This is a genomic window from Janthinobacterium sp. TND4EL3 (assembly GCF_900156175.1).
In the GTDB taxonomy this organism is placed as follows: Bacteria; Pseudomonadota; Gammaproteobacteria; order Burkholderiales; family Burkholderiaceae_D; genus Janthinobacterium.
Genome location: NZ_FTMV01000006.1, coordinates 123,538 through 146,576 on the forward strand (window position 1 = coordinate 123,538; position 23,039 = coordinate 146,576).

The following is a 23,039-nucleotide window of genomic DNA, read 5'->3' on the forward strand; positions in this document are numbered from 1 at the left end:
TATACAAGACCAAATCGGGGAATCCTTTGAGCATTTCAAGCATGACAGGCTACGCGGTTGCCACCAGCGAAGGTGCTGCAGGCACGCTGACAATTGAAATCAAGAGCGTCAATTCGCGCTTTCTCGACCTGCAATTCCGCATCAACGACGATCTGCGGGCGCTGGAGCCTGACTTGCGCGCCGCCGTCATGTCCGCCATCACGCGCGGCAAGGTCGAAGTCCGCCTGAGCTTTGGCCGCAAGGCCGCCACCGCCGGCACGCAGGCCCTGAACCTGCCCCTGCTGACGGAACTGGCGCGCCTGCAAGCGGAAGTGGGCCAGCATTTCGTCTCGGCCCCCGTCATGACGGTGGCTGAACTGCTGCGCTGGCCTGGCGTCATTGAGGAAGCGCAAGTGGGGCAGGAGTCGCTGCAGGCGGACGTGGGCGCGCTGACCCGCCGCACCGTGGCCGCCTTCGTCGACAGCCGCAAGCGCGAAGGCGCGGCGCTCGAAGCGGTGCTGCTGTCGCGCATCGAAGCGATGGAAGCCATCGTCAAGCGCATCACGCCGCTGATCCCGCAAGTGGTGGCGGCCTTCCAGCAAAAAGCCATCGAGCGCATGCAGGACGCGCTGGGCCTGGCCAGCCAGGGCTCGAATTCGGCCCTGTCGCGCCAGGATGCCATGGAACGCATCCGCCAGGAAGTGATCCTGTACGGTATCCGCATCGACGTGTCGGAAGAACTGGCGCGGCTGTCGGCCCACCTGGGCGAAACGCGTCACATTCTCACCAAGGGCGGCCAAGTGGGCAAGCGCCTGGACTTCATGATGCAGGAACTCAACCGCGAAGCCAACACGCTGGGCGCCAAGGCTTCCGTCAAGGAACTGGCCGACGCGTCGATGGACTTGAAACTGCTGATCGAGCAGATGCGCGAACAGGTACAGAACCTGGAGTAGGCGATGAGCGCAGCACGCACCCTGACACTGGCCAGCGTGGCCCTGGCGCTGCTGGCGGCCGGCGCGCAAGCGCAAACCGCGCAGCAGCCGTCGCCGTATGCGATCGAAGGCTGCGCCTCCGGCTGCTTCGCGCTCAAGGAACGCGGCGCCGCCATCTACACGGGCGCCGACGCCGCCTCCTACCGCATCTGCTCGCGCAGCAATCTGGGGGCCGAAATATCGGTCGACAGCGCCGTCGTGCGCATCAGCAACCGCGACTGCACCGATGTGAACGGGCGGGCCATCGTGCTCAATAGCGGCGAAATCGCCCTGGGCCGGCTGCCCCGCTGAGACAGGACAGGCAATTTACGCCAGGCGCGTACCGGCGCGGCCGGGGTCGCTGGCGGCAATGACGACGCAGGCGACAAACAGCACGATGCTGTATTCCACGCCGCCGGCGCCATGTTCGCCCACGAACCAGCCCTTGGCCGCATGCACGATGACAATGCCGCCGATGCAGATGGCCATCAGCCCGGCCGCCGCCCAGCGCGTATGCTTGCCGATGATGAGCAGGCTCCCACAAACGATCTCGACCACGGTGATCGCCCACACGACAGCCATGCCATAGATAAAACCCTTGTCTTCGAGGAAACCGGCAAAGCGGGGAATCGTGCCATTGGCGATGCGCGTGATGGCATGCGCCATGAACATCACGGCGATGGCCACGCGCAGCAACAGCATGGCCTGTGGAAAACTGAGAAACGGGAAATTTTTCATGCGCGCCCCTGTCCGTCAAGAATCGTTATTAAGAAAAATACATGCCAAATTAAATAACTATTTCCGCAAGATAACAAGCAAAATATGCGCTGCGGCCCGGCATGCGGCGGCGCAGGCCATCAGGGGACTGGCTGGCCGCCTTGCCTCTTGGTAAAATACCGAATTGGGCGGCGCCCATGCCAACGCACGCGCCGCCATCACACGCATATGGAAAGATCCGCATGAGCCACCCTACCGCCTTCTCCGGCAGCCTGTTCGTCGTTGCCGCGCCATCGGGCGCCGGCAAATCGACACTGGTCAATGCATTGCTGGCGCAAGAGCCCGGCATCAAGCTGTCGATCTCGACCACCACGCGCGCGCCCCGTCCGGGCGAGCAGCATGGCCGCGAGTACTATTTCACCACGGCGGAAGACTTTGTCGCGCGCGCCGACCAGGGCGAGTTCCTGGAATGGGCGGAAGTGCATGGCAATTACTACGGCACGTCGCGCATCATGGTGGAGCAGCAGATGCTGGCCGGCACCGACATCCTGCTGGAAATCGACTGGCAGGGCGCGCGCCAGGTGCGCAAGCAATTCCCGCGCGCGGCCGGCATTTTCATCCTGCCGCCATCGATCGATGCGCTGGAAGAACGCCTGAACAAGCGCGGCCAGGACGAGCCGCATGTGATCACGCGCCGCCTGCTGGCGGCCGGCGGCGAAATCGCACACGCTCCCGAGTTCGAGTATGTTATTATCAATGAAGAGTTTACGGTCGCTTTGTCCGAACTGAGCGCGATCGTGAGAGCGGCCCGTTGCCGGTTTGCGCAACAAGCGGCCCGCAACGCATCGCTATTCGCCCAGCTGGGCCTGCACGCAGAATAAAAACGCTGCGACAGCACGCCAGTTCATACACAGCACCACGCAAAAAATTTTAGGAGTTACTATGGCCCGTATCACAATCGAAGATTGCCTGAAGCAGATCCCTAACCGTTTCCAGCTGACCCTGGCTGCAACCTACCGCGCACGTCAGTTGTTGCAAGGCCACACCCCTAAGGTGGAAGCCAAGGACAAGCCTACCGTTGTCGCACTGCGTGAAATCGCTGCCGGCAAAGTCGGTATCGAAATGCTGAAAAAGGTCCCGATGTAATTGGGAGCCCGCGTGCCGGAACAGTGCTGACCCCTGGTTCTACCGTATCCTTTATTCACACTGTAAAGCAACGCGACGTTTTATGAGTCTGACCCCAGCCGACACGACTTCCGCAGCACTGCCGCCCCTGGCCCCGCGCCAGGCGGCAAAACCGCTGGGCGCTTCCGCGCCCGGTGCCGGCACGTCCGCAGGCGGCGCTCCCGCAGCGCCCGCCCTCGGCGTGGCCTCCGTCAGCCACCTGGCCGACAAGCTGGCCGAATACCTGTCCCCCGCCGACCTGAAAAAAGTCAAGGAAGCCTACCGCTTCTCCGACGAAATGCACCTGGGCCAGATGCGCCGCTCGGGCGAGCCCTACATCTCGCATCCGATCGCCGTCGCCGAAATCTGCGCCGACTGGAAACTCGACGCGCAAGCCATCATGGCCGCCCTGCTGCACGACGTCATGGAAGACCAGGACGTCAAGAAGGAAGAATTGATCGAACGCTTCGGCGCGCCCGTGGCGCACCTCGTCGATGGCCTGTCGAAACTGGAAAAGATCGAATTCCAGAGCCAGATCGAGGCGCAGGCGGAAAACTTCCGCAAGATGCTGCTGGCCATGGCGTCGGACGTGCGCGTGATCCTGATCAAACTGGCCGACCGCCTGCACAATATGCGCACGCTGGACTTCATGACGGCGGCAAAAAAACGCCGCATCGCCAGCGAAACCATGGAAGTGTACGTGCCGATCGCGCACCGCCTCGGCCTGAACAATATCTACCACGAGCTGCAGGACCTGTCGTTCTCGCACCTGTATCCGATGCGCTACCGCACGCTGGCGAAAGCCGTCAAGGCGGCGCGCGGCAACCGGCGCGAAGTGGTCAACAAGATCATGGAAGCGGTGAAAAGCACCCTGTCCATGGCCGAGCTCGATGCCGAAGTCACGGGCCGCGAAAAGACCCTGTACGACATCTATAAGAAGATGCGCAACAAGCACTTGTCGTTCTCGCAAGTGCTGGATGTGTACGGTTTCCGCGTGGTGGTGGGCAGCTTTGCCGACTGCTACGTCACCCTGGGCACCCTGCACAGCCTGTACAAGCCCATGCCGGGCAAGTTCAAGGATTACATCGCGATCCGCAAGCTGAACGGCTACCAGTCGCTGCACACGACCGTGATCGGCCCCTACGGCACGCCCGTGGAATTCCAGATCCGCACGCAGGACATGCACCGCACGGCCGAATCGGGCGTGGCGGCGCACTGGCTGTACAAGAGCGGCGAATCGAACCCGTCCGACCTGCAGCAGCGCACGCATGCGTGGCTGCAATCGCTGCTCGACATCCAGCAGCAGACGGGCGACTCGGCCGAATTCCTCGAACACGTCAAGGTCGACCTGTTCCCCGATTCCGTCTACGTGTTTACGCCGAAATCGAAGATCATCGCCCTGCCGCGCGGCGCCACGGCCATCGACTTCGCCTACTCGATCCATACGGGCATCGGCGACCAGACCGTGGCCGTGAAAATCAACAACGAGACCTCGCCGCTGCGCACCGAGCTGCACAATGGCGACATCGTGGAAATCATCACCGATTCCTCGTCGCGCCCCAGCCCGACATGGCTGTCGTTCGTGCGCACCGGCAAGGCCCGTTCGGCCATCCGCCACCATTTGCGCACGATCAACCTGCCCGAATCGATCGCCCTGGGCCAGCAATTGCTGTCGCAGGCGCTGCAGACGCTCAATATCGACGCCGACCTGCCGGCGCCGCTGGTCGAACGCCTGCTCAACGAGTCGAGCGCCAACTCCATGGACGAGCTGTACGCGGACATCGGCATCGGCAAGCGCATGGCCACGCTGGTGGCGCGCCACATCTTCGGCCTGATCGGCGGCGAAGCGGCCAGCATGCCCGTGGAACACAACAGCGGCAGCGAACTGGACCCCGTCACCATCTGCGGCAGCGAAGGCGTCTCGGTACAGCTGGCGCCGTGCTGCCTGCCGATTCCCGGCGACCAGATCATCGGCCAACTGCGCCGCGACCAGGGCTTGCTCGTGCACACGAGCGACTGCTCGCAAGCGAAACGCCAGCGCGCCAAGGAACCGGACCGCTGGATCGCCGTGCGCTGGGGAACGGAACTGAACCGCCGCTTCGACTGCCGCATCAAGGTGCTGATCAACAGCGAACGGGGCATCCTCGCCCGCGTGGCCGCCGAAATCGGCGAATCCGACGCCAACATCATCTATGTCGGCATGGACGAAGACAAGGACAACGTGCTCGACCAGCTGCGCTTCACCGTGCAGGTCAAGGACCGCGTACACCTGGCCGCCCTGCTGCGCAATGTGCGCCGGGTCGCCGGGGTCAACCGGATACTCCGGGAGCGCAATTAAAAAAAACGGCTGGCCAGATTCTCTGCCCAGCCGTTTTTTCATGCCGAGAGCATCAGCTCAAGTTTCCCCCGGCGCCGGATACGTCACTTCCAGCAACTCCAGTTCCTGCTCGCCCTGCGGCGTGTTGAGGGTGATCAAATCGCCTTCGCGCGCCTTGGTGATGGTGCGGGCCATCGGAGAGACCCAGCTGATCTTGCCGTTCAGGGGGTCGAATTCATCGATGCCGACGATGGTGATGGTGTGCGTTGCGCCGTCCTCCGTGCGGTATTTGACGGTGGCGCCAAAGAACACCTGGTCGTTGCCATGGTGCACGCTGGGGTCGACGATGGCGGCCAGATCCATGCGCTTGGTGAGAAAGCGGATACGGCGGTCGATTTCGCGCAGGCGCCGCTTGCCGTAGATATAGTCGCCATTTTCGGAGCGGTCGCCGTTCGACGCCGCCCAATGGACGATGCGCACCACTTCCGGACGGTCGACGTCGATCAGCTGCAGCAGCTCATCCTTGATGCGCTGGTAGCCGGCCGGCGTGATGTAGTTCTTGGCGCCGGCGGGAATGGCCAGCGCCAGCGCGGCCGCTTCTTCATCGTCGTCGTTGTCGGATTCTTTTACAAATGCTTTATTCATGCAGCTATTGTAGCCCCGTCAAGGACTGCCGGACACACCGATTTATCGTATCATCGAGGCAATGGCTGCCATACCGGGGCGCCACACGGAGACGGATGAAAAAATTCTACAGATTCAGGCGCTGGCTGTTCGCGCCGCTGGTCTACCTGGCCGCCATCGTCTTGCTGATCGAGGAATGGCTGTGGGCGACGGGCGCGCGCATCATGCAGGTGGTGGCGCAGTTTCCGCCCCTGCATGCGCTGGAAGCGTGGATCAGGCGCCTGCCGCCGTACTGGGCGCTGGCCGTCTTCGTGCTGCCGGCCGTGCTGTTGTTCCCCGTCAAACTGCTGGCCTTGCTGGCGATCGCGCGCGGCCATGCTTTCTCCGGCATCGGCGTGATCGTTGTCGCCAAGCTGGGCGGCGCGGCCGCCGTGGCGCGGCTGTATACCCTGACGCGCCCCACCCTGCTCAGCCTGCCCTGGTTTGCGCGCTGGCACGGTGTATTCATGGAAACCAAGGACCGCTGGATCGCCCGCCTGCGCGCCACGCGCCCGTGGCGCCGTGTCAGCCGCCTGTCGGCCGCGCTGGGCCGCGCCCGCCGCGCCTGGTGGCAGCGCTTGCGCAAGAGCACCCCGAGCCGTCATAATTCCCGCCCGGCCAGAGTACTGCGCCGTTTCGCCGCCTTCTGGCGCGCGCGCCGCTGATGAAGAAACCTGCCGCCATGCCCGACACCCCTGCGCCACCGCAACTGGCCCCCGCCATGCGCGCGGCGGCGCCGGAAATCTATCTGTACGACGCGTCCAGCCTGCAATTGCTGGACGTCAACGACAGCGCCTGCGCCAACCTGCACTACGCGCGCGAGGAACTGCTGGCGCTGGCGCCCCCGCTGCAGGCGCCGGCACGCCAACTGGCCGCCCTCGACGACGCCGTCGGCGCGCAAGCCATCCTGCATCTGCAGCCGCAACGGCGCGACGGCAGCCAGTATTCGCTCACCCTGCACCTGTCGCGCGCCAGCCACCACGGGCGCGCCCTGATCCTGGCCGTGGGCGAAGACTTGCGCACGCCGCAGGCGACGGCCGCCGCCCTGGCCCAGGTGCAGTCGCGCTTCAACGCCATCGTCTCGAATACGCCCGGTCTCGTGTACCAGTTCTGCCTGCACGGGGACGGGCGCGCCGCCTTTCCCTACCTGAGCGACGGCTGCCAGGCCCTGCTGGGGCTGAGCCCGGCGCAGCTGCATGCGCGCCCGGAACTGTTTTACGAGCTGATCCTGGCCGACGACCGCGCCTCGTACCTGGAATCGATGCAGGTGTCCAAGGCCGCCCTGTGGAGCTGGAACTGGGAAGGCCGCATCTGGGTCGATGCCTGGAAGGACGTCAAATGGATCAACCTGCGCTCCACGCCGCGCGCGCTGGCGGACGGCACGGTACAGTGGGAAGGCATCATGACGAATATCACGGAAAGCCGGCTGGAACAGATCGAAGTGCGCCAGTCGCGCGCGCGCCTGGCCGAGCTGACGGCGCATATCGACAAGGTCAAGGAACACGAGCGCACGCGCCTGGCGCGCGAACTGCACGACGACCTGGGCGGCAATTTGACGGCGATCAAGATGGCGCTGGCCATGCTGGCGCGCCGCCTGCCGCCGGATGATGCCCAGCTGCAAGAAAAAGCCGCCTATGTCGACGCCCTGGTCGACCGCAGCATCGACGCCGTGCACAGCATTTCGCTGGACTTGCGCCCCTCCATGCTGGACCTGGGCCTCGTCGCCGCGCTGGACTGGCAGGTGAAGGAATTTGCGCGCCAGGCTGGCATCGAATGCCGCTTCATCTCGAACCGCCAGCACATCGAGCTGGAACTGGACCAGGCCACCAGCCTGTTCCGCATCGCCCAGGAAGCGCTGACGAATATCGCCAAGCATGCGCAGGCGACCACGGTGACGGTGCGCCTGGCCCGCCAGCGCCAGCACATCAGCCTGTCGATTGCCGACAATGGCGTCGGCATGCGCCTGTCCGACCGCGCCAAGCCGCAGTCGTTCGGCATCCGCGGCATGATCGAACGCACCAGCGCGCTGGGCGGCACCCTGACCCTGATGGACGGGCCGGACGGCGGCACGGTCCTGAGCATAAAAATCCGGCTGACCACGCCGCGAGAGGCGATAATAGCGGCTGCAGCCAGCGCGCCAACGCACAGCGAGCCGCCGCAAGACCCGGCCTGGCGCGAGTGAATCAGATAGGAAACAATGTAGTCATGAAAGAAAAAGCCACCATCCGGGTATTCATCGCCGACGATCACGCGATCGTGCGCGAAGGCTTGAAGCAGATCCTGGCCGATACCCGCGACATCGTCGTTGCCGGCGAAGCGGAAAACGGCCACGACGCCATCAAGCTGTTCCGTGGTTCGAAATGCCAGGTGATGCTGCTCGACATCTCCCTGCCCGACCGCAGCGGCATCGAAGTGCTCAAGCAGATCAAGAAGGAAAAACCGGAACTGGCCGTGCTGATGCTGTCCATGCACCGCGAAGACCAGTATGCGATCCGTTCGCTCAAGGCGGGCGCGGCCGGCTACCTGACGAAGCAGAGCGCGCCGCGCGAACTGGTCACGGCCATTCGCCAGGTAGCGGAAGGCTTGAAGTACATCAGTGCCTCGCTGGCCCAGGAATTGGCCAACACGGTGGGCGAAGACCATGACACGGCGCTGCACGATACGCTCTCAGACCGCGAATACCAGACCCTGGTGATGATTGCCTCGGGCAAGACGGTGGGCGCCATCGCCGAAGAACTCAAATTGTCCGTCAAAACCGTCAGCGAATACCGCGCCCGCCTGCTGGTCAAAATGAAACTCAAGAACAGCGCCGAACTGACGCATTACGCCATCCGCAACCAGCTGGTGGAATAGCGGCAAAGTTGCGGCCCAGGCCGCCAACACGGCATGGACGCTGGCATCGGGCGAATTGGATGGACTTCCCCTTGCTTCTCGCACAATAAGTTCTTTGCCAACTAGCCTATCATGAGGATAATGAGAAATATCTAAAAAGGCTGTGCCTACATGTCCAGTAAATTGCCCTCTCCGCCAGCAAGCGCTCCCGCTGGCGCCACGAACACCGCCGCCGTCCCTGCGATGAATCCGGCCGATATCGCCCGCGAAGCATTTCGCCGCCTGGCGACGCGCCGCATCGCCCCCACGCCCAGCGCCTACCGCGACATCTACAATGAAATCGCCGGCATCAGCGAAGCGGCCGACAGCCCTGCGGCGCCGGCAGCCGTGCTGGCGGCCAGCGCACCGACGGAGAGCGGCGCGGAAAACGTGCTGACGCAATTCGCTGCCAAGATGAGCGAATCGGCGGGCGAACTGGGCGACTTTGGCCGGCGCTTCCAGCGGGCACTGAAAGCGCGCGACTGGGACAGCTATGCGCGCACCCTGGCGCAACTGGCCGAGAAACAGGTGAAGAAAGGCGGCGGCATCGAATTGCCGCCCCTGCCGGACGGCGAACAGACGCGTACCCTGCGCGAGTTGCTCAGCCGCACCCTGGGCTTTGCCGTCGCCACCCTGCTGACGGGCACGCCCGCGCTGGTGGAAGAAGCCGAATCCCTGGGCGCCGCCATCAAGCAGGCGCATACGGAAGACGCGCTGAACGAAGCGGCCCTGCGCCTGAAGCAGCTGTGCTACCAGATCGAACTGAAAAGCGGCGACACGGCCGAGCAGCAGGAACTGCTGCTGCGCCTGTTCAAGTTGCTGCTGGACAACGTCAGCCAGTTGCTGGACGACGACAGCTGGCTGCGCGGCCAGGTCGACGCCGTGCAAAACCTGATCGCCGGTCCGCTCGACCAGCGCGCGCTGGAAGACGCCACGCGCAGCCTGAAGGAAGTCATCTACAAGCAAAGCCAGCTCAAGCACAGTCTGTCCGACGTCAAGCTGACGGTCAAGAACATGATGATGACCTTCATCGACCGCCTGGGCCAGGTGGCGGCCAGCACGGGCGACTTCCACGAAAAGATCGGTGGCTATTCGGAAAAGATCAGCCAGGCGGAAAATATCAGCGAACTCAACAGCGTTCTCGACGAAGTCTTGCGCGAAACGCGCATGGTGCAGAACGAAGCCTTGCGCGCACGCGACAACATGGTGCTGGCGCGCCAGGAAGTACAGGACGCAGAACAGCGCATCCATACCCTGGAAGCGAAGCTCCAGCATATGAGCGAACTGGTGCGGGAAGACCAGCTGACGGGCAGCCTGAACCGCCGCGGCCTCGACGACGTCTTCGAGCGCGAGACGGCCCGCTCCGACCGCCGCGGCACGCCGCTGTGCATCGCCATGCTGGACCTGGACGACTTCAAGCGCCTGAACGACACCTATGGCCACCTGGCCGGCGATGCCGCGCTGAAGCATCTGGTGAAGATCGTCAAGGAAACCCTGCGCTCGATGGACGTCATCGCCCGCTTCGGCGGCGAGGAATTCCTCATCCTGCTGCCGGAAACGACGGTCGAGGCGGCCTCATCGACGATGACGCGCCTGCAGCGCGAGCTGACCCGGCATTTCTTCCTGCACGACAACGAAAAAGTCCTGATCACCTTTTCCGCCGGCGTGGCCCTGCGCCGGCCCAACGAAGACCAGGCCGAGCTCGTCAAGCGCGCCGACCGCGCCATGTACCAGGCCAAGCAGACGGGCAAGAATCGGGTTGTGGTGGCGGACTAAGCCCGGTCCGCTTCACGCCATGCCGTCCCGCCAACCGGCCGGACGGCATTTTTCATGGAAAAACAACAACACCCCTCTCCCCCTGTAGCATGCCGCCAGCGTCCGCGCGATATGAAAATAAAACTATTTTTACCCTCAAGTTTCTCCAAATCATGTCGTTTAGCGCACGGCCAGCGGCAAACTGAAGGGTTAAAAATTAAAATTTAAAGCGTTTTTCGCCATAAATTTTCCCGCAGAGCAACCGTTACCCTAAACAACAGCGGCTTGATTGTCCCGGAACAGCGGGGCAGGCCAAAGTGACTAGCACATAGCGCAATGTAGTACCTGTTTGGAGAATTATCATGGCTGCAGTAATTAATACCAACATCTCGTCCCTGAATTCGCAACGCAACCTGTCGACCTCGCAGTCGGCTTTGAGCACCTCGCTGCAACGCCTGTCCTCGGGCATGCGCATCAACAGCGCCAAGGATGACGCCGCTGGCCTGGCGATTTCCGACCGTATGACGTCGCAAATCCGCGGCATGACCCAAGCCACCCGCAATGCAAACGACGGCGTCTCGCTGGCTCAAACGGCCGAGGGCGCACTGTCGAGCTCGGGCGACATCCTGCAACGTATCCGCGAACTGGCCGTGCAATCGTCGAATGCCACCAACTCGTCGAGTGATCGTCAAGCGCTGCAAACCGAAGTCGGTCAATTGAACTCGGAATTGAACCGTATCGCCACCACGACTTCGTTCAACGGCCAGGCGCTGCTGGATGGCACCATGGGCACGGCCAACTTCCAGGTCGGCGCAGATGCAAATCAGTTGATTTCCGCCAACGGCGCGAACTTCCTGACCAGCACCTACGGCAACAACCGTGTGGAAAACGATGCAGTCGCGATCGGCACCACCTCAAAAACCACCGCTGGCGCGGTCACGATCAATGGCAAACTGGGCTCGGCCAGCTACACGGCAGCCGCAGGCGACTCCGCCAAATCGATCGCTGCTGCCCTGAACGCCAAAACGTCGTCCACGGGTGTCACAGCAACAGCCAAGACAGAAATCAACGTCGGCATGGATGCTGGTTCGTACTCGTTCGCCTTGGTCGGTGACAACACGGGCGCTGGCGCAGCCGCAACCGTCTCGTTCTCCGTCACTGGTTCAGCCAACCAGGCAGCGGACTTTGCCGCAGGCATCAACGCGATCAATGCACAAACGGCAAAAACCGGCATCAGCGCCAGCTACGATTCGACCAACCAAGGCATCAAGCTGAGTAACACAAACGGCGCCGACATCAAGATCACAAACGGCACCACCGCGGCACCGCGCCTGGACGTAGCCAGCTATACGCTGGCCGGCGGCCTCACTGCGGTTTCCGATACCAAAGCGCCAAATATCAGTGCAGTCGGCAATGGCACCGTGACCTTCGACTCCGATAGCAGCTTTTCGGTTACCGATGCAGGTACGGGTCTGGGCCTGGGTGCGGCAGCAGGGGCAGCCACGAACACGGGGTCGACCTTGAAATCGGTCGCTTCGCTCGACGTCACCACCTTCGCTGGCGCCCAGTTGGCGCTGAAAATCACCGATGCAGCCTTGTCGACGGTCAACAGCCAACGCGCCCAGTATGGCGCATTGCAATCGCGCTTCGCCTCAGCTATCTCAAACCTGCAATCGACGACGGAAAACCTGTCCGCATCGCGCAGCCGCATCGTCGATACCGACTTTGCATCGGAAACGGCCAACATGACCCGCGGCCAGATCCTGCAACAAGCTGGTACGGCCATGCTGGCGCAAGCGAACTCGCTGCCAAACGGCGTCCTGAGCCTGCTGCGCGGCTAATCTCCGATTAGTCAGGCAACAGCGCAGGACTCTGATTCCCCTGCCGGATTTTTTCGGCAGGGGAATTTTCACTAGGAGAGCACCATGACTATCGATACGATAGCGGCCGCCTCCGCGGCCAGGATAGACAAGAATTACGTGTCTGCAGATACGTCGGCAGCACGCCCGGCAGCGCCTCGCTCGGCCACGGAAAATGGCGCCATTGCGCCACAGCCAGCCGACAAGGAACCGAGTCGGGAACAGTTAACCAAGGCGGTGTCGGAGCTGAACCAGTCGTCGCAACTGAAGACCCAAGGCATCGAATTTTCCATCGACGAAGACAGCCAGCGCACGGTCGTCAAGGTCATCGACCAGGAAACCAAGGAAGTGCTGCGCCAGATTCCCACCAAGGAAGCCTTGGAACTGGCTAAGACCTTTGACTCGGCCAAAGGTTCGCTGATCAGTCAAAGCGCATAAGATGACCTGGCCCACGGACAGGCAGCAGCGTGGCAGTATGCATCGGCATGACCACGGGGTTCGATAGCCTGGCTATCCGACCCTTTTTTCATTGCAATCCAAATAACACCCTCCCGTTTCTTCCCATATTTTTTACGCCCGCTGAAAACAGCGCGGTAAATCCCCCTCTCAAGTCCTGATTGATTCTGCCGATAACAGCTTATATTAGTGTTTTCCTAGGAGTATTCAGTGGCCATCACACCTACACTTTCATCCATAGGCATCGGCGCCGGCGCCAGCGGCCTGGATGTGAATGCCATCATCGACAAGCTGATGACGGCCGAAGCCGCACCGCTGGGTACTTTTGACAAGAAAACAGCATCTTATCAGGCCAAGCTCAGCGCCATGGGTACGCTCAGCGGCGCCGTCAGCACTTTCCAGAATTCACTGTCCTCCCTAAGCAACACCAATAATTTTCGAGCGGTCTCGGCCACGCCAGCCGACCCCCTTGTATTCACGGCAACAGCTGGTGCCAAAGCCGTACCAGGCAGCTACAATATTAGCGTCAGCCAATTGGCACAGGCTCAGACCCTGACATCAGGCGGCAATGTGAGCAAACTATCAACCATCGGCCTGGGAGCGAAGACAACCATCTCCTTCCAGCTCGGCGCTGTTGCCGGAGGCACCTTCGGCATAGCCGGCACGCCGCTTGGCGGTAGTACCCTGCTTACCGGCGTGAGCAACGGCTCGCTGACGATCAACGGCACGGCTATCCCGACCGACTCCAGCACGAAGAGCGCACGCTCCCTGGCAGACGCCATCAATGCAAAGAGCAGTACTACCGGAGTGACGGCCACAGCCCAGCCAGTCTCATCAGATGCGGCCATGTTCAGCGGCTTTGGCAGCATCAGCACGAATGCAAGCAGCACCTATTCGTTGGCTGTGGGCGGCATCGAGATTGTCACGCAAGGCGAAAATGTCGCTGCCGGCAGCGGCATTACCGCTGCCTCGCTCGACACGACACTGGAGGGGCCAAACGCCGTTTCCAACGCTCTGGCGGCAGCCAACATCACGGTCACAGGCAAGGCGGCCGATGGCACACTGAAATTTACGCGCGCCGACGGTTCCAACTTGAATATCGAGGAGGTAGTCACCGGCGATACCCGCGGTGGCATTGGCCATGCGGCCGGAGCCACTAATGATGGCTCCAACGTTACGGTGGCCGGTACCATTACCCTCGCTTCCGGCAATGCCAGCCCGATCAACATTGGCGGCAGTAATCCAGCGGCGGCGGGACTAACCGCCGGGTCCGGCGGTGCATACATGGGCACATCGTTTACCCAAGATGGAACGCAGGCCACTGGCTCGGTTGTCATCGATGCCACTAACAATTCGCTGCAGGGTATACGGGACGCCATCAACAATGCCTCGCTCGGCGTGACCGCCAGCATCGTTTCCGATGGCACGGACAAACCGTATCACCTTGTACTGAGTTCGACCAAGACAGGCGCTAACTCCGCCATGAAAATATCACTGAGCGGCAGCGATGGCCAGCCGGCCGACAGTGCGCTGAGTAATCTGCTGTCCTATGATCCGGCCGGCACGCAAAACCTGAAACAAAACAGCGCAGCACAAAACACCATGCTCAGCGTGAATGGGATTCCCATCACGAACAGTTCAAACAGCATTGACAGCGCCATCGAAGGCGTGACGCTTAATATCATCAAAGTCGGCACAACCACCATGTCGGTTTCCAAGGATACAACGACCGTCAAGACCAGCATCAACGGATTTATCAAGGCATATAACGACTTGAACGGTTCCATCGCGAAGATGACTTCCTACGATACTGAAACCAAGAAGGCGGGAATCCTGCTGGGCGATTCAACAGTGCAATCGATCCAAACCCAATTGCGCAAGCAATTGAGCACGTCGATTACCGGTCTTTCCGGAAATCTGACCACTCTGGGGCAAGTAGGGATTTCCTTTCAAAAGGACGGCACCCTGAGCCTGGACGCTACCAAACTCGACAAAGCCATCAGCGAAAACTTCAACGATGTAGCGGGTCTTTTCGCTGCTTTGGGCAAAACTTCGGACAGCAATGTGTCGTTCACCAGTTCGACGGCCGCCACCAAGCCGGGTACTTATGCGCTCACGGTCACGAGCATGGCCAGCCAGGGCACGCTGACTGCGGCCGCGCCTCTGCCGGCAAGTACCGTTATCGACAATGACACCACCTGGAACGTCACGCTCAATGACACCGAGCCCTCCGTGGCAAAAAACACTGCGAAGGTTACCATTCCGGCGGGCACCTACACGCCAGTCCAATTAGCGGCGCTGGTGCAATCCTCGATCAACGGAGTAAAGTCTTTTTCAGACGCTGGCTCCAGCGTCTCCGCATCTATCGATCCGAGCGGCCGCTTGGTACTGGTCACGGCGCGCTATGGCTCGGTTTCCAACCTCGCCGTATCCACTTCCACAGGCACGCCGCCCAGCAACATCTTCGGCGCGGCCACGCCGGTCAAGGGTACCGATGTGGCAGGCACTATCGGCGGACAGCCGGTGATCGGCTCCGGCCAGACCCTGACCGGAGCCCCAGGTTCGGATGCAGACGGCCTGAAAGTAGAAATTACAGGTGGTGGGATTGGCGACCGCGGCACAGTCAGTTTTTCGCAAGGCTATGCCTACCAACTGAACAACATGGCCAAGGCTTTCCTCGGCACGGATGGCATGATTACCAATCGCAGCAAGGGCCTCAACGACAGTATCAATGATGTGGCGAAACAGCGTGACAAGTTCAGCGACAAACTGACCACCATCGAAGCGCGCTATCGCGCCCAATATACGCGCCTGGACGTATCCCTGAACAAATTGCAGGGTACGCAAACCTATCTGACCCAGCAGTTGGCCGCCATCGCCGCCAACCGTTAAGCCCCATCATCAGGAGAATATATGTTTGGAACCCAACAACGCGGCGTCAACGCCTATGCCAAGGTGGGCCTGGAAACGGGCATCGTTTCGGCCTCGCCGCACAAGCTGATCGTGATGCTGTACGACGGCGCCCTGGTGGCCGTGCTCAGTGCGCAAATGCACATGAAATCGGGCAATATTCCAGAAAAAGGCAAATCCATCTCGAAAGCCATCCAGATCATCGACAATGGCTTGCGCGCCAGCCTGGACAAGAAAGCGGGAGGCCAGATCGCCGAAGGCCTCGACGCCCTGTATGAATATATGAGCGCGCGCCTGCTGGCCGCCAATATCCACAACGATCTGGCCCTGCTCGAAGAAGTCCAGCGCCTGCTCACCGACCTGCGTGAAACCTGGAATGCCATCGGTTCCACGCCTGCCGCCATCCCCGGCGCCGATTTGAAACGTATGCCCAGCCTTGCGAGCGCCTGACCCATGATGACCCATCAAGAAGTCCTGACCACCTATGAAACCATGCAGACCCTGACGGGCCGGATGGTGACGGCCGCCAGCAACGCCGACTGGGACGCGCTCGAAGCGCTGGAGCAGCAAGTGAGCGCGCATGTGGAAGCGCTGAAGGCGAATGAAGCGCAAGTCGTGCTGGAAAGCGCCGGCCGCCAGCGCAAGGTTGCCCTGATCAAGCAGATCCTCGAAGACGACCGCAAGATCCGCGACCTGACCATGCCGTGGATGGCGCAATTGTCCAAGCTGATCAACAGCACCGGCACCGAACGGCGCCTGGCCAACGCCTACGGCGCGTAAACGCAAGCGGGGGCGCCATGTTGCCGAAGATGGATGCGATCGGCATGACGCCCTTGACCCCGGTCAAGGCCACGCGCCCGGCCGATACGGTCGCCGACCCGCGCCAGGCTGAATTCCAGCGTTCGCTGCAGGGATTGATCGGCAAATCCATGCAGGGGCAGGTGCTGGCCCGCATGGGCGACGGCAGCTATCTCGTGCGCGTGGCCGGCACGCCAGCCCGCATGCAGCTGCCCGCCGGCGCCCAGCTGGGCACGGAGATTCCCCTGACCTTGATCGGCATCAATCCCCGCCCATCATTTCAAATTGGCAACAATCGCGACCAGGCCGCCGCTCCCCTGCTGACGTATGCGGACGCCGAGGCCGAACCCGACGCAGCCGAAGCGCGCTCGCCCCAGGCCGGCGCCGCCCAGGCGGGCACGCGCGCCAGCAGCACGGCCGCGACCCTGCTCAGCCGGGCGCCGCTGACGCCGGCCAATTTGCTGCCCGACCTGGCCGGCGACTCGCCCGCGCCGGAACTGAGCACCACCGCGCGCGCCATCAGCAGCGTGCTGAGCCAGGCGGAAAGCGCGCCCGGCACGCCTCTGGCCCTGGTCGGCAAGACGCCGCTGATGGCCGCACCGGGCGCCAATCCCGCGCAGCTGGCGCAAAAACTGCACGACGCCGTCGGCAGCAGCGGCCTGTTCTATGAGTCGCACGTGGCCGAATGGGCCGAAGGCAAGCGTCCGCTGGCCTCGCTGCTGCTGGAACCGCAAATGCAGAAGGCCCCGCCCGGCGAAGCAGCCAGGACGGGCACCGACCTGGCCTCGGCACAACTGATCAATTTGCAGCTGCATGCGCATGAACAGGCGCGCGTGCAATGGCAGGGGGAAGCCTGGCCGGGGCAGAAGATGCAGTGGGATATCAGCAGGGATGCGCCGGAAGGCGGGCAGCAGGACGGCGCGGAAGCGGACGAGGCGACGGCCTGGCGCAGCAGCGTGCGTTTCCAGTTCCCCCTGCTGGGCGACCTGGCCGCGCACGTGGTCCTGCAAGGCGGCCGGGTATCAATCCAGATGCAGGCCGGCAGCGAAGGCAGCGCCGCCACCCTGCGCCAGCATGCGGCGCGGCTGGAAGCGGCGCTGGACGCGGCCGGCTGGCCCTTGTCGTCGTTGACGATCGCCGGCAAGGACGCTGCCGCGCCCGAGGAAGCGCCAGCGGGAGACGCCGATGCTTGACGACAGCAGGCGCAAGGTGCCGCAGACGGCCGTGGCCCTGGCCTATCAGAGCGGTGCGGCGGCGCCCAAGGTGGTCGCCAAGGGCAGCGGCCTGATCGCCGACCGGATCATCAGCACGGCGCGCGAACACGGCGTCTTCGTGCATGAATCGAAGGAATTGGTGGCCTTGCTGATGGATGTCGACCTGGACCGCCAGATTCCGCCGGGCCTGTATCGGGCGATTGCGGAACTGCTGGCCTGGTTATATCATATTGAATCTGCGAATGGCGGCCCCATCCCCCCGCCGCCCGACACCAGCTTTCTTCCCATCGATACATAGACAGGCATCAATGCAAGCACATATTATGGATTCCGGCCTCGAAAACTGGCATGACTTTGAAGTGGAATCGCGGCGGGAAATCATCGCCTTGTTGCGCAGCATCTGCGAAAAGAACCAGCTGATCCGCATGCTGATCCACGGCGAATCCGATGTGTGCGTCACGTCGATCCTGGAAGTCGATGCCGAGCGCAATACCGTCATCCTCGACCGTTCCGTGAACGCCGACCAGAACCGGCGCATGGTGGCCGCCACCGGCATCTCGTTTGAAACCTCGCTCGACAAGATCCGCATCCTGTTCGCCAGCGCCCTCGTGGAAGAGTGCAACTATGGCGGCACGCCCGCGTTGAAAATTGCCGTTCCGGAAACATTAATCCGCCTGCAACGGCGCGAGTATTACCGCATGACGACGCCCGTGAGCAATCCCGTGCGCGTCGCTATCCCCCTGCCCCCCTCGCTGGGCGGCGCCGATACCCTGTTTCCGCTGGCCGACATCAGCTGCGGCGGCATCGCCATCCTCGACAATAAACTGATGCTGGGCGAAACCATCGGCAGGGATTATCCGGGCTGCCGCATCGAGCTGCCCGACGTCGGCATCGTCACCGCGACTTTGCAGATTCGCAACTCGCTGGACATGACCTTGCTCAACAATAAACTGAACCGCCGCCTGGGCTGCCAGTTCGTCGACCTGCAGCGCAGCATGCTGGCGCACGTGCAGCGCTATATCACGCGGCTGGAGCGCGAGCGCAACGCCCGCATGGCGGGGTTAGGTTAACACCTTACAAACCTACTGCGCGTCGCCATTTGCGGCCTGCGATGCTCACTGTACTAGAGTACAGTTCCGCTTCTCGGCCACAACTGGCTTTCGCTCGCTACGGTTTGTAAGGCGTTCGTTACATACCAATACACTTGCCTATATCAAACTTGCATGTTCATGATGTCATGATATGCAGAAACTAATTTATTGCGCACCTGCACCGTCGCCTGGAATTCGATGCTCGATTTCTGCATCGCCACCATCACGTCCGACAGGCTGACCTTTTCGTCGCCCATGGTAAAGCGCTGGCCCAGCGCCGATGAGGCCTTTTGCGCACCGCTCACGGAATCGAGCGCGCTCTTGAAGGCATCGGCGAAGTTCACCTTGGCCGCCGGCGCTTCGGTCTGGATCGCCGGCACTTTCGCCTCCGGCCGCGTGGCCGCCGACTTCAGCTGCGCGATCATCGCCTCGATCCTGCTGCTATCGATACCGCCTGTTTTCACTTTGCCTCCCGATTCTCGTCGATTTCTGCCTGTTGCACCCAGAGAACAAAACCCTGGCTCGCACGGCAACGACAGGTACAATAACTTCCGTCACATGTTGCCAGGGTTCCACAATACCAGCGCCAACGCCAGCCGCTCGGCCGAGCAGGCGGTGAAAGCGCCTTCTGTTTGGACGATTGAAGCGCGTGACAGTGGCGGATAATTCTGCATATCGCCCCCTCCTCCTGAGGAAGCGGCCCCCCACGCAACACCCAATACCTGTCAAACCACGCGCCCTGGAAGGCAATCATGGCTGTAGCCGAAGAAATCGATGTAAACCGCATACCACCGGAGCCGGCGCCCGCCCGCTCGCCCGTGGAATCCGTGCAAGCCTTCGCCAAGACGCCGATGGGCAAGAATTTCCTGCGCGGCCTGGGCGTGGCGGCACTGATCGCCATCGGCGTGGCCCTGTACATGTGGAACCAGCCGCCCGAATACAAAGTCCTGTTCTCCAACTATACGGACCGCGATGGCGGCGCCATCACCGCGTCGCTGGACCAGCTGGGCATCAAGCACAAGTTTTCCGAAGGGGGCGGCGCCATCCTCGTGCCGACCGAGCAAGTCCATGATGCGCGCCTGAAACTGGCCGCGCAAGGCTTGCCGAAAGGCGGCAACGTGGGCTTCGAGCTGATGGAAAACCAGAAGCTGGGCGTGTCGCAATTCCTGGAACAGGTCAATTTCCAGCGCGCACTCGAAGGCGAACTGGCCAAATCCATCGAATCGGTCTCCGCCGTCGACACGGCGCGCGTCCACCTGGCCCTGCCGAAACCTTCCGTCTTCGTGCGCGACCAGCAAAAACCGACCGCATCCGTGCTGCTGAACCTGCACCCGGGCCGCGGCCTCGACCAGCTGCAGGTCAGCGCCATCGTGCACCTGGTGGCCTCCAGCGTGCCGGAGTTGCTGCCGATCAACGTCACCGTGGTCGACCAGGCCGGCAACCTGCTGTCGAACCAGGAAAAGGACAAGGACCGCGCCAACGGCGTGAAAAGCCTGGACCCGAACCAGCTGAAGTACGTGCAGCAGCTGCAGCAAAGCGTGATCAAGCAGGTCGAATCGATTTTGCTGCCCATCGTCGGCGAGGGCAATGTGCGCGCCGAAGCAACGGCTGACGTTGATTTTTCGCAAAGCGAGCAGGCGGCCGAAACCTACAAGCCGAATTCGCCGCCCGAGGCGTCCACCATCCGCAGCCAGCAGACGAGCGAATCGACGGGCGCCGGCAATGCCAACCCGTCCGGCGTGCCGGGCGCGCTGTCGAACCAGCCGCCCGGCGTGGCCACGGCGCCGCTGACGGCCGAGGCACCGGGCGCCCCGGCCGGCGCACCGACGGCGCCCACGCAAAAGGAATCGACGACCAATTATGAAGTCGACAAGACCGTGCGCTACGAACAGAAATCCATGGGCGGCCTGCGCCGCCTGTCCGTGGCCGTCGTCGTCAACTACCGCCGCAGCATCGCCAAGGACGGCAAGGTGACGGTCACGCCGATTTCCCCTGCCGAAATGGTCCAGATCAATAATCTGGTCAAGGAAGCGATGGGCTACAACAAGGAGCGCGGCGACAGCTTCAGCGTGGCCAATTCGCCGTTCGACGGCATCGACCGCGCGCCGGAAGGCAAGCTGGAGTGGTGGCGCGACCCGGCCAACTTGCCGCTGGCCAAGGAACTGGCGAAATTCCTCATCACGGCCCTGATCCTGCTGTACATTTTCATCAAGATCGTGCGCCCGATGCTGCGCCCCGTGATGCGCAAGATCGACGATTTCGGCGCCCCGCGGCCCGTCATCGAGCCGGAACTGCCGAAGACGGAAGAAGAAAACGAGGTCCTGCTCAGCGAAGCCGAGCTGGAGGAGCTGGAAGAAGACACGGCGCGCGGCTACCGCGAAAACCTGGCCATGGCCAGGAAGCTGGCGCAGGAAGATCCGCGCGTGGTGGCCAACGTAATCAAGGCATGGGTAGGCAATAATGACTGAGACAACGGGACTGCAAAAAGCGTCCATCCTGATGCTGGCCCTGGGCGAGAGCGAAGCGGCCGAAGTGATGAAATTCCTCGGCCCGCGCGAAGTGCTGAAGCTGGGCGCCGCCATGGCCACCATGAAGGGCATCGCCCACGAGCAGGTGGTCGAGGTGCTCGACGACTTCCGCGCGCAGACGGAACTCAATTCCACCGTCGGCCTCGATTCGGACGAATATATCCGGCAAGTCCTCACCAAGGCGCTGGGCGACGACAAGGCCTCCGTGCTGCTGTCGCGCATCCTGGGCGGCAAGGACGCGTCCGGCATCGAATCGCTGAAATGGATGGATTCGCAATCCGTGTCCGAACTGATCCGCAACGAGCACCCGCAGATCATCGCCACCATCCTCGTCCACCTGGAACGGGACCAGGCCTGCGAAATCCTCGGCCATTTCACGGACCGCCTGCGCAACGACGTGGTGCTGCGCATCGCCACCCTGGACGGCGTGCAGCCGGCCGCCTTGCGCGAGCTCAACGATGTGCTGACGAAACTGCTGTCGGGTAACGAAAACATCAAGAAATCGTCGCTGGGCGGCGTGCGCGCGGCGGCCGAGATCCTGAACTTCATGAGCGGCGAGCAGGAAGGCTCCGTCATGGACAATATCAAGAACTACGACAACGACATGGCGCAAAAGATCATGGACGAAATGTTCGTGTTCGACAACGTGATCGATATCGACGACCGCGGCATCCAGCTGCTGCTGCGCGAAGTGCAGTCGGAAATGCTGATCATCGCCCTGAAAGGCGCGTCGCAGGAACTGCGCGACAAGATCTTCAAGAACATGTCGCAGCGCGCCGGCGAGATGATGCGCGAAGACCTGGAATCGAAAGGCCCCGTGCGCCTGTCGGAAGTGGAATCGCAGCAGAAGCAGATCCTGCAGATCGTGCGCCGCCTGGCGGACGAGGGGCAGATCGTCTTAGGCGGAAAAGGCGAGGATTCGTTTGTCTAATTTGATTCCCAAAGAGCAACAAACCGCCTACCAGCGCTGGGAAATGACCTCGTTTGGCGACGAGCGTCCCAGCGTGGTGGCGGCGCGCAAGCTGCTCGAACCGGACCCCGAACCGGAAGCCGATCCGTACGGCGAGCTGCACGAGGAAGAGCCGGCCCCGCCTCTGGAATATCCGACGCAGGAAGAGCTCGACGCCATCCGCGAAGAGGCGCGCGCCACCGCCTTCGACGAGGGCCGCGCGGCCGGCTATGCGGAAGGCCACGCGGCCGGACACGCCGACGGCCATGCGCAATCGTACGCGGAAGGCAAGGCCGCCTCGGCGGTGGAACTGGCCCACCTGCAAACCATCGCCGTCGACTTCGGCACGGCCGTGCAGCAGGCCGACGAGCTCATCGCCAATGACGTGATGGAACTGGCCCTGCAACTGGCCAAGGGCATGCTGAAGACGGCCTTGCCCGTGCGCCCGGAGCTGATGCTGCCGCTGGTGCGCGAAGCCATTGAATACTTGCCTGTACTGCAACAACCTGCCTTGCTGATGCTCAACCCGGAAGATGCGCAAGTGGTGCGCGACGGCATCGGCGACGAGCTCGACAAGGGCGGCTGGCGCGTCATCGAAGACCCCAGCGTGGAACGTGGCGGTTGCAAGATCGACACGGCCAGCAACCAGATCGATGCGCAGACGTCCACCCGCTGGCAGCGCCTCACGCATGCGCTGGGCAAGGACCTGGACTGGCTGGCGCCGTGAACGAGCCCGTCAAAGGCCCGGCAGCCCATGCGGCGCGCTGGCGCGCCTACCTGAACGATTGCACGGCCGT

23 protein-coding genes are annotated in these 23,039 nt (G+C 62.3%); 20 read left to right on the forward strand and 3 right to left on the reverse strand.

Annotated elements, in window-relative coordinates; all coding sequences use genetic code 11:
• Positions 1-41 precede the first annotated feature (41 nt).
• Both BXA07_RS11625 and BXA07_RS11630 read left to right on the forward strand, forming a co-directional pair.
• Positions 42-932, forward strand: coding sequence for a YicC/YloC family endoribonuclease (locus tag BXA07_RS11625; RefSeq protein ID WP_076568097.1), 891 nt, complete (start codon positions 42-44; stop codon positions 930-932).
• 3 nt (positions 933-935) lie between these two features.
• Positions 936-1,262: a hypothetical protein gene (locus BXA07_RS11630; protein ID WP_076568098.1), complete on the forward strand. Its 327-nt coding sequence runs from the start codon at positions 936-938 to the stop codon at positions 1,260-1,262.
• 15 nt (positions 1,263-1,277) lie between these two features.
• Here BXA07_RS11630 and BXA07_RS11635 read toward each other — a convergent pair whose 3' ends face one another.
• Positions 1,278-1,688 carry a DoxX family protein gene (locus BXA07_RS11635; protein WP_083708174.1) on the reverse strand — a complete coding sequence of 137 codons (411 nt, stop codon included), beginning with the start codon at positions 1,686-1,688 and terminating at the stop codon, positions 1,278-1,280.
• A 221-nt stretch (positions 1,689-1,909) separates the two neighbouring features.
• Here BXA07_RS11635 and gmk point away from each other — a divergent pair, with 221 nt between their 5' ends.
• The 3 genes from gmk (at position 1,910) to BXA07_RS11650 (ending at position 5,169) form a co-directional block, all read left to right on the forward strand.
• Complete coding sequence (gene gmk, locus BXA07_RS11640) at positions 1,910-2,548, forward strand: guanylate kinase (RefSeq protein WP_077407781.1); 639 nt, start codon at positions 1,910-1,912, stop codon at positions 2,546-2,548.
• A gap of 61 nt (positions 2,549-2,609) precedes the next feature.
• Positions 2,610-2,813, forward strand: coding sequence for a DNA-directed RNA polymerase subunit omega (rpoZ, locus tag BXA07_RS11645; RefSeq protein WP_010400723.1), 204 nt, complete (start codon positions 2,610-2,612; stop codon positions 2,811-2,813).
• An 82-nt stretch (positions 2,814-2,895) separates the two neighbouring features.
• On the forward strand, positions 2,896-5,169 hold the full coding sequence (locus BXA07_RS11650; RefSeq protein ID WP_076568100.1) for a RelA/SpoT family protein: 2,274 nt from the start codon (positions 2,896-2,898) through the stop codon (positions 5,167-5,169).
• 57 nt (positions 5,170-5,226) lie between these two features.
• Here the strand turns inward: BXA07_RS11650 and greB are convergent, their stop codons facing one another.
• Positions 5,227-5,793, reverse strand: coding sequence for a transcription elongation factor GreB (greB, locus tag BXA07_RS11655; protein ID WP_076568101.1), 567 nt, complete (start codon positions 5,791-5,793; stop codon positions 5,227-5,229).
• Between the two features lie 95 nt (positions 5,794-5,888).
• On the opposite strand from greB, the gene BXA07_RS11660 reads away from it, so the two are divergent.
• The 12 genes from BXA07_RS11660 to BXA07_RS11715 all read left to right on the forward strand — a co-directional run bounded on the left by BXA07_RS11660 (position 5,889) and on the right by BXA07_RS11715 (position 18,744).
• Positions 5,889-6,476, forward strand: a complete 588-nt coding sequence (locus BXA07_RS11660; protein WP_076568102.1) for a hypothetical protein — start codon at positions 5,889-5,891, stop codon at positions 6,474-6,476.
• Positions 6,477-6,493: 17 nt separating this feature from the next.
• Positions 6,494-7,993, forward strand: coding sequence for a sensor histidine kinase (locus BXA07_RS11665; protein ID WP_244556252.1), 1,500 nt, complete (start codon positions 6,494-6,496; stop codon positions 7,991-7,993).
• A gap of 23 nt (positions 7,994-8,016) precedes the next feature.
• On the forward strand, positions 8,017-8,664 hold the full coding sequence (locus BXA07_RS11670) for a response regulator (RefSeq protein WP_076568103.1): 648 nt from the start codon (positions 8,017-8,019) through the stop codon (positions 8,662-8,664).
• A 222-nt stretch (positions 8,665-8,886) separates the two neighbouring features.
• Positions 8,887-10,458: a GGDEF domain-containing protein gene (locus BXA07_RS11675; RefSeq protein WP_076568104.1), complete on the forward strand. Its 1,572-nt coding sequence runs from the start codon at positions 8,887-8,889 to the stop codon at positions 10,456-10,458.
• 341 nt (positions 10,459-10,799) lie between these two features.
• Entirely contained in the window at positions 10,800-12,278 is a 1,479-nt protein-coding gene (locus BXA07_RS11680; RefSeq protein WP_076568105.1) for a flagellin N-terminal helical domain-containing protein, read from the forward strand.
• An 84-nt stretch (positions 12,279-12,362) separates the two neighbouring features.
• Positions 12,363-12,734, forward strand: coding sequence for a flagellar protein FlaG (locus BXA07_RS11685; RefSeq protein WP_076568106.1), 372 nt, complete (start codon positions 12,363-12,365; stop codon positions 12,732-12,734).
• A 228-nt stretch (positions 12,735-12,962) separates the two neighbouring features.
• A complete protein-coding gene (fliD, locus tag BXA07_RS11690) occupies positions 12,963-15,644 on the forward strand; it encodes a flagellar filament capping protein FliD (RefSeq protein ID WP_244556253.1) in 2,682 nt (893 codons plus the stop codon).
• A gap of 21 nt (positions 15,645-15,665) precedes the next feature.
• Positions 15,666-16,112 carry a flagellar export chaperone FliS gene (fliS, locus tag BXA07_RS11695; protein ID WP_076568107.1) on the forward strand — a complete coding sequence of 149 codons (447 nt, stop codon included), beginning with the start codon at positions 15,666-15,668 and terminating at the stop codon, positions 16,110-16,112.
• A gap of 3 nt (positions 16,113-16,115) precedes the next feature.
• Complete coding sequence (locus BXA07_RS11700; RefSeq protein ID WP_076568108.1) at positions 16,116-16,442, forward strand: flagellar protein FliT; 327 nt, start codon at positions 16,116-16,118, stop codon at positions 16,440-16,442.
• A 44-nt stretch (positions 16,443-16,486) separates the two neighbouring features.
• On the forward strand, positions 16,487-17,653 hold the full coding sequence (locus tag BXA07_RS11705) for a flagellar hook-length control protein FliK (RefSeq protein WP_244556254.1): 1,167 nt from the start codon (positions 16,487-16,489) through the stop codon (positions 17,651-17,653).
• Entirely contained in the window at positions 17,646-17,972 is a 327-nt protein-coding gene (locus BXA07_RS11710; RefSeq protein WP_076568110.1) for an EscU/YscU/HrcU family type III secretion system export apparatus switch protein, read from the forward strand. The genes BXA07_RS11705 and BXA07_RS11710 overlap by 8 nt, the downstream gene beginning before the upstream one ends.
• Positions 17,973-17,997: 25 nt before the next feature.
• Positions 17,998-18,744 carry a flagellar brake protein gene (locus BXA07_RS11715; RefSeq protein WP_083708175.1) on the forward strand — a complete coding sequence of 249 codons (747 nt, stop codon included), beginning with the start codon at positions 17,998-18,000 and terminating at the stop codon, positions 18,742-18,744.
• Between the two features lie 143 nt (positions 18,745-18,887).
• Here the strand turns inward: BXA07_RS11715 and fliE are convergent, their stop codons facing one another.
• Entirely contained in the window at positions 18,888-19,190 is a 303-nt protein-coding gene (gene fliE / locus BXA07_RS11720; protein ID WP_244556258.1) for a flagellar hook-basal body complex protein FliE, read from the reverse strand.
• A 327-nt stretch (positions 19,191-19,517) separates the two neighbouring features.
• On the opposite strand from fliE, the gene fliF reads away from it, so the two are divergent.
• The 3 genes from fliF to BXA07_RS11735 are packed head-to-tail and all read left to right on the forward strand — an operon-like array spanning position 19,518 to position 22,969.
• Positions 19,518-21,233 carry a flagellar basal-body MS-ring/collar protein FliF gene (gene fliF / locus BXA07_RS11725; protein ID WP_076568113.1) on the forward strand — a complete coding sequence of 572 codons (1,716 nt, stop codon included), beginning with the start codon at positions 19,518-19,520 and terminating at the stop codon, positions 21,231-21,233.
• Positions 21,226-22,224, forward strand: coding sequence for a flagellar motor switch protein FliG (fliG, locus tag BXA07_RS11730; RefSeq protein WP_034787109.1), 999 nt, complete (start codon positions 21,226-21,228; stop codon positions 22,222-22,224). Before fliF ends, fliG begins: the two co-directional genes overlap by 8 nt.
• Positions 22,225-22,267: 43 nt before the next feature.
• Positions 22,268-22,969 carry a flagellar assembly protein FliH gene (locus BXA07_RS11735; protein ID WP_076568228.1) on the forward strand — a complete coding sequence of 234 codons (702 nt, stop codon included), beginning with the start codon at positions 22,268-22,270 and terminating at the stop codon, positions 22,967-22,969.
• Positions 22,970-23,039 lie beyond the last annotated feature (70 nt).

Bases quoted from the DNA above. Each gene is read 5' to 3' on its own strand.
- BXA07_RS11715 (WP_083708175.1), top strand. From the start codon at position 17,998: ATGGATTCCGGCCTCGAAAACTGGCATGACTTTGAAGTGGAATCGCGG.
- BXA07_RS11705 (WP_244556254.1), top strand. From the start codon at position 16,487: ATGACGCCCTTGACCCCGGTCAAGGCCACGCGCCCGGCCGATACGGTC.
- BXA07_RS11665 (WP_244556252.1), top strand. From the start codon at position 6,494: ATGCCCGACACCCCTGCGCCACCGCAACTGGCCCCCGCCATGCGCGCG.
- BXA07_RS11685 (WP_076568106.1), top strand. From the start codon at position 12,363: ATGACTATCGATACGATAGCGGCCGCCTCCGCGGCCAGGATAGACAAG.
- fliE (WP_244556258.1), bottom strand. From the start codon at position 19,190: ATGATCGCGCAGCTGAAGTCGGCGGCCACGCGGCCGGAGGCGAAAGTG.
- BXA07_RS11675 (WP_076568104.1), top strand. From the start codon at position 8,887: ATGAATCCGGCCGATATCGCCCGCGAAGCATTTCGCCGCCTGGCGACG.
- fliF (WP_076568113.1), top strand. From the start codon at position 19,518: ATGGCTGTAGCCGAAGAAATCGATGTAAACCGCATACCACCGGAGCCG.
- BXA07_RS11625 (WP_076568097.1), top strand. From the start codon at position 42: ATGACAGGCTACGCGGTTGCCACCAGCGAAGGTGCTGCAGGCACGCTG.
- rpoZ (WP_010400723.1), top strand. From the start codon at position 2,610: ATGGCCCGTATCACAATCGAAGATTGCCTGAAGCAGATCCCTAACCGT.
- BXA07_RS11630 (WP_076568098.1), top strand. From the start codon at position 936: ATGAGCGCAGCACGCACCCTGACACTGGCCAGCGTGGCCCTGGCGCTG.
- greB (WP_076568101.1), bottom strand. From the start codon at position 5,793: ATGAATAAAGCATTTGTAAAAGAATCCGACAACGACGACGATGAAGAA.
- BXA07_RS11650 (WP_076568100.1), top strand. From the start codon at position 2,896: ATGAGTCTGACCCCAGCCGACACGACTTCCGCAGCACTGCCGCCCCTG.
- fliS (WP_076568107.1), top strand. From the start codon at position 15,666: ATGTTTGGAACCCAACAACGCGGCGTCAACGCCTATGCCAAGGTGGGC.
- fliG (WP_034787109.1), top strand. From the start codon at position 21,226: ATGACTGAGACAACGGGACTGCAAAAAGCGTCCATCCTGATGCTGGCC.
- BXA07_RS11660 (WP_076568102.1), top strand. From the start codon at position 5,889: ATGAAAAAATTCTACAGATTCAGGCGCTGGCTGTTCGCGCCGCTGGTC.
- BXA07_RS11710 (WP_076568110.1), top strand. From the start codon at position 17,646: ATGCTTGACGACAGCAGGCGCAAGGTGCCGCAGACGGCCGTGGCCCTG.
- BXA07_RS11735 (WP_076568228.1), top strand. From the start codon at position 22,268: ATGACCTCGTTTGGCGACGAGCGTCCCAGCGTGGTGGCGGCGCGCAAG.
- gmk (WP_077407781.1), top strand. From the start codon at position 1,910: ATGAGCCACCCTACCGCCTTCTCCGGCAGCCTGTTCGTCGTTGCCGCG.
- BXA07_RS11700 (WP_076568108.1), top strand. From the start codon at position 16,116: ATGATGACCCATCAAGAAGTCCTGACCACCTATGAAACCATGCAGACC.
- BXA07_RS11670 (WP_076568103.1), top strand. From the start codon at position 8,017: ATGAAAGAAAAAGCCACCATCCGGGTATTCATCGCCGACGATCACGCG.
- BXA07_RS11635 (WP_083708174.1), bottom strand. From the start codon at position 1,688: ATGAAAAATTTCCCGTTTCTCAGTTTTCCACAGGCCATGCTGTTGCTG.
- BXA07_RS11680 (WP_076568105.1), top strand. From the start codon at position 10,800: ATGGCTGCAGTAATTAATACCAACATCTCGTCCCTGAATTCGCAACGC.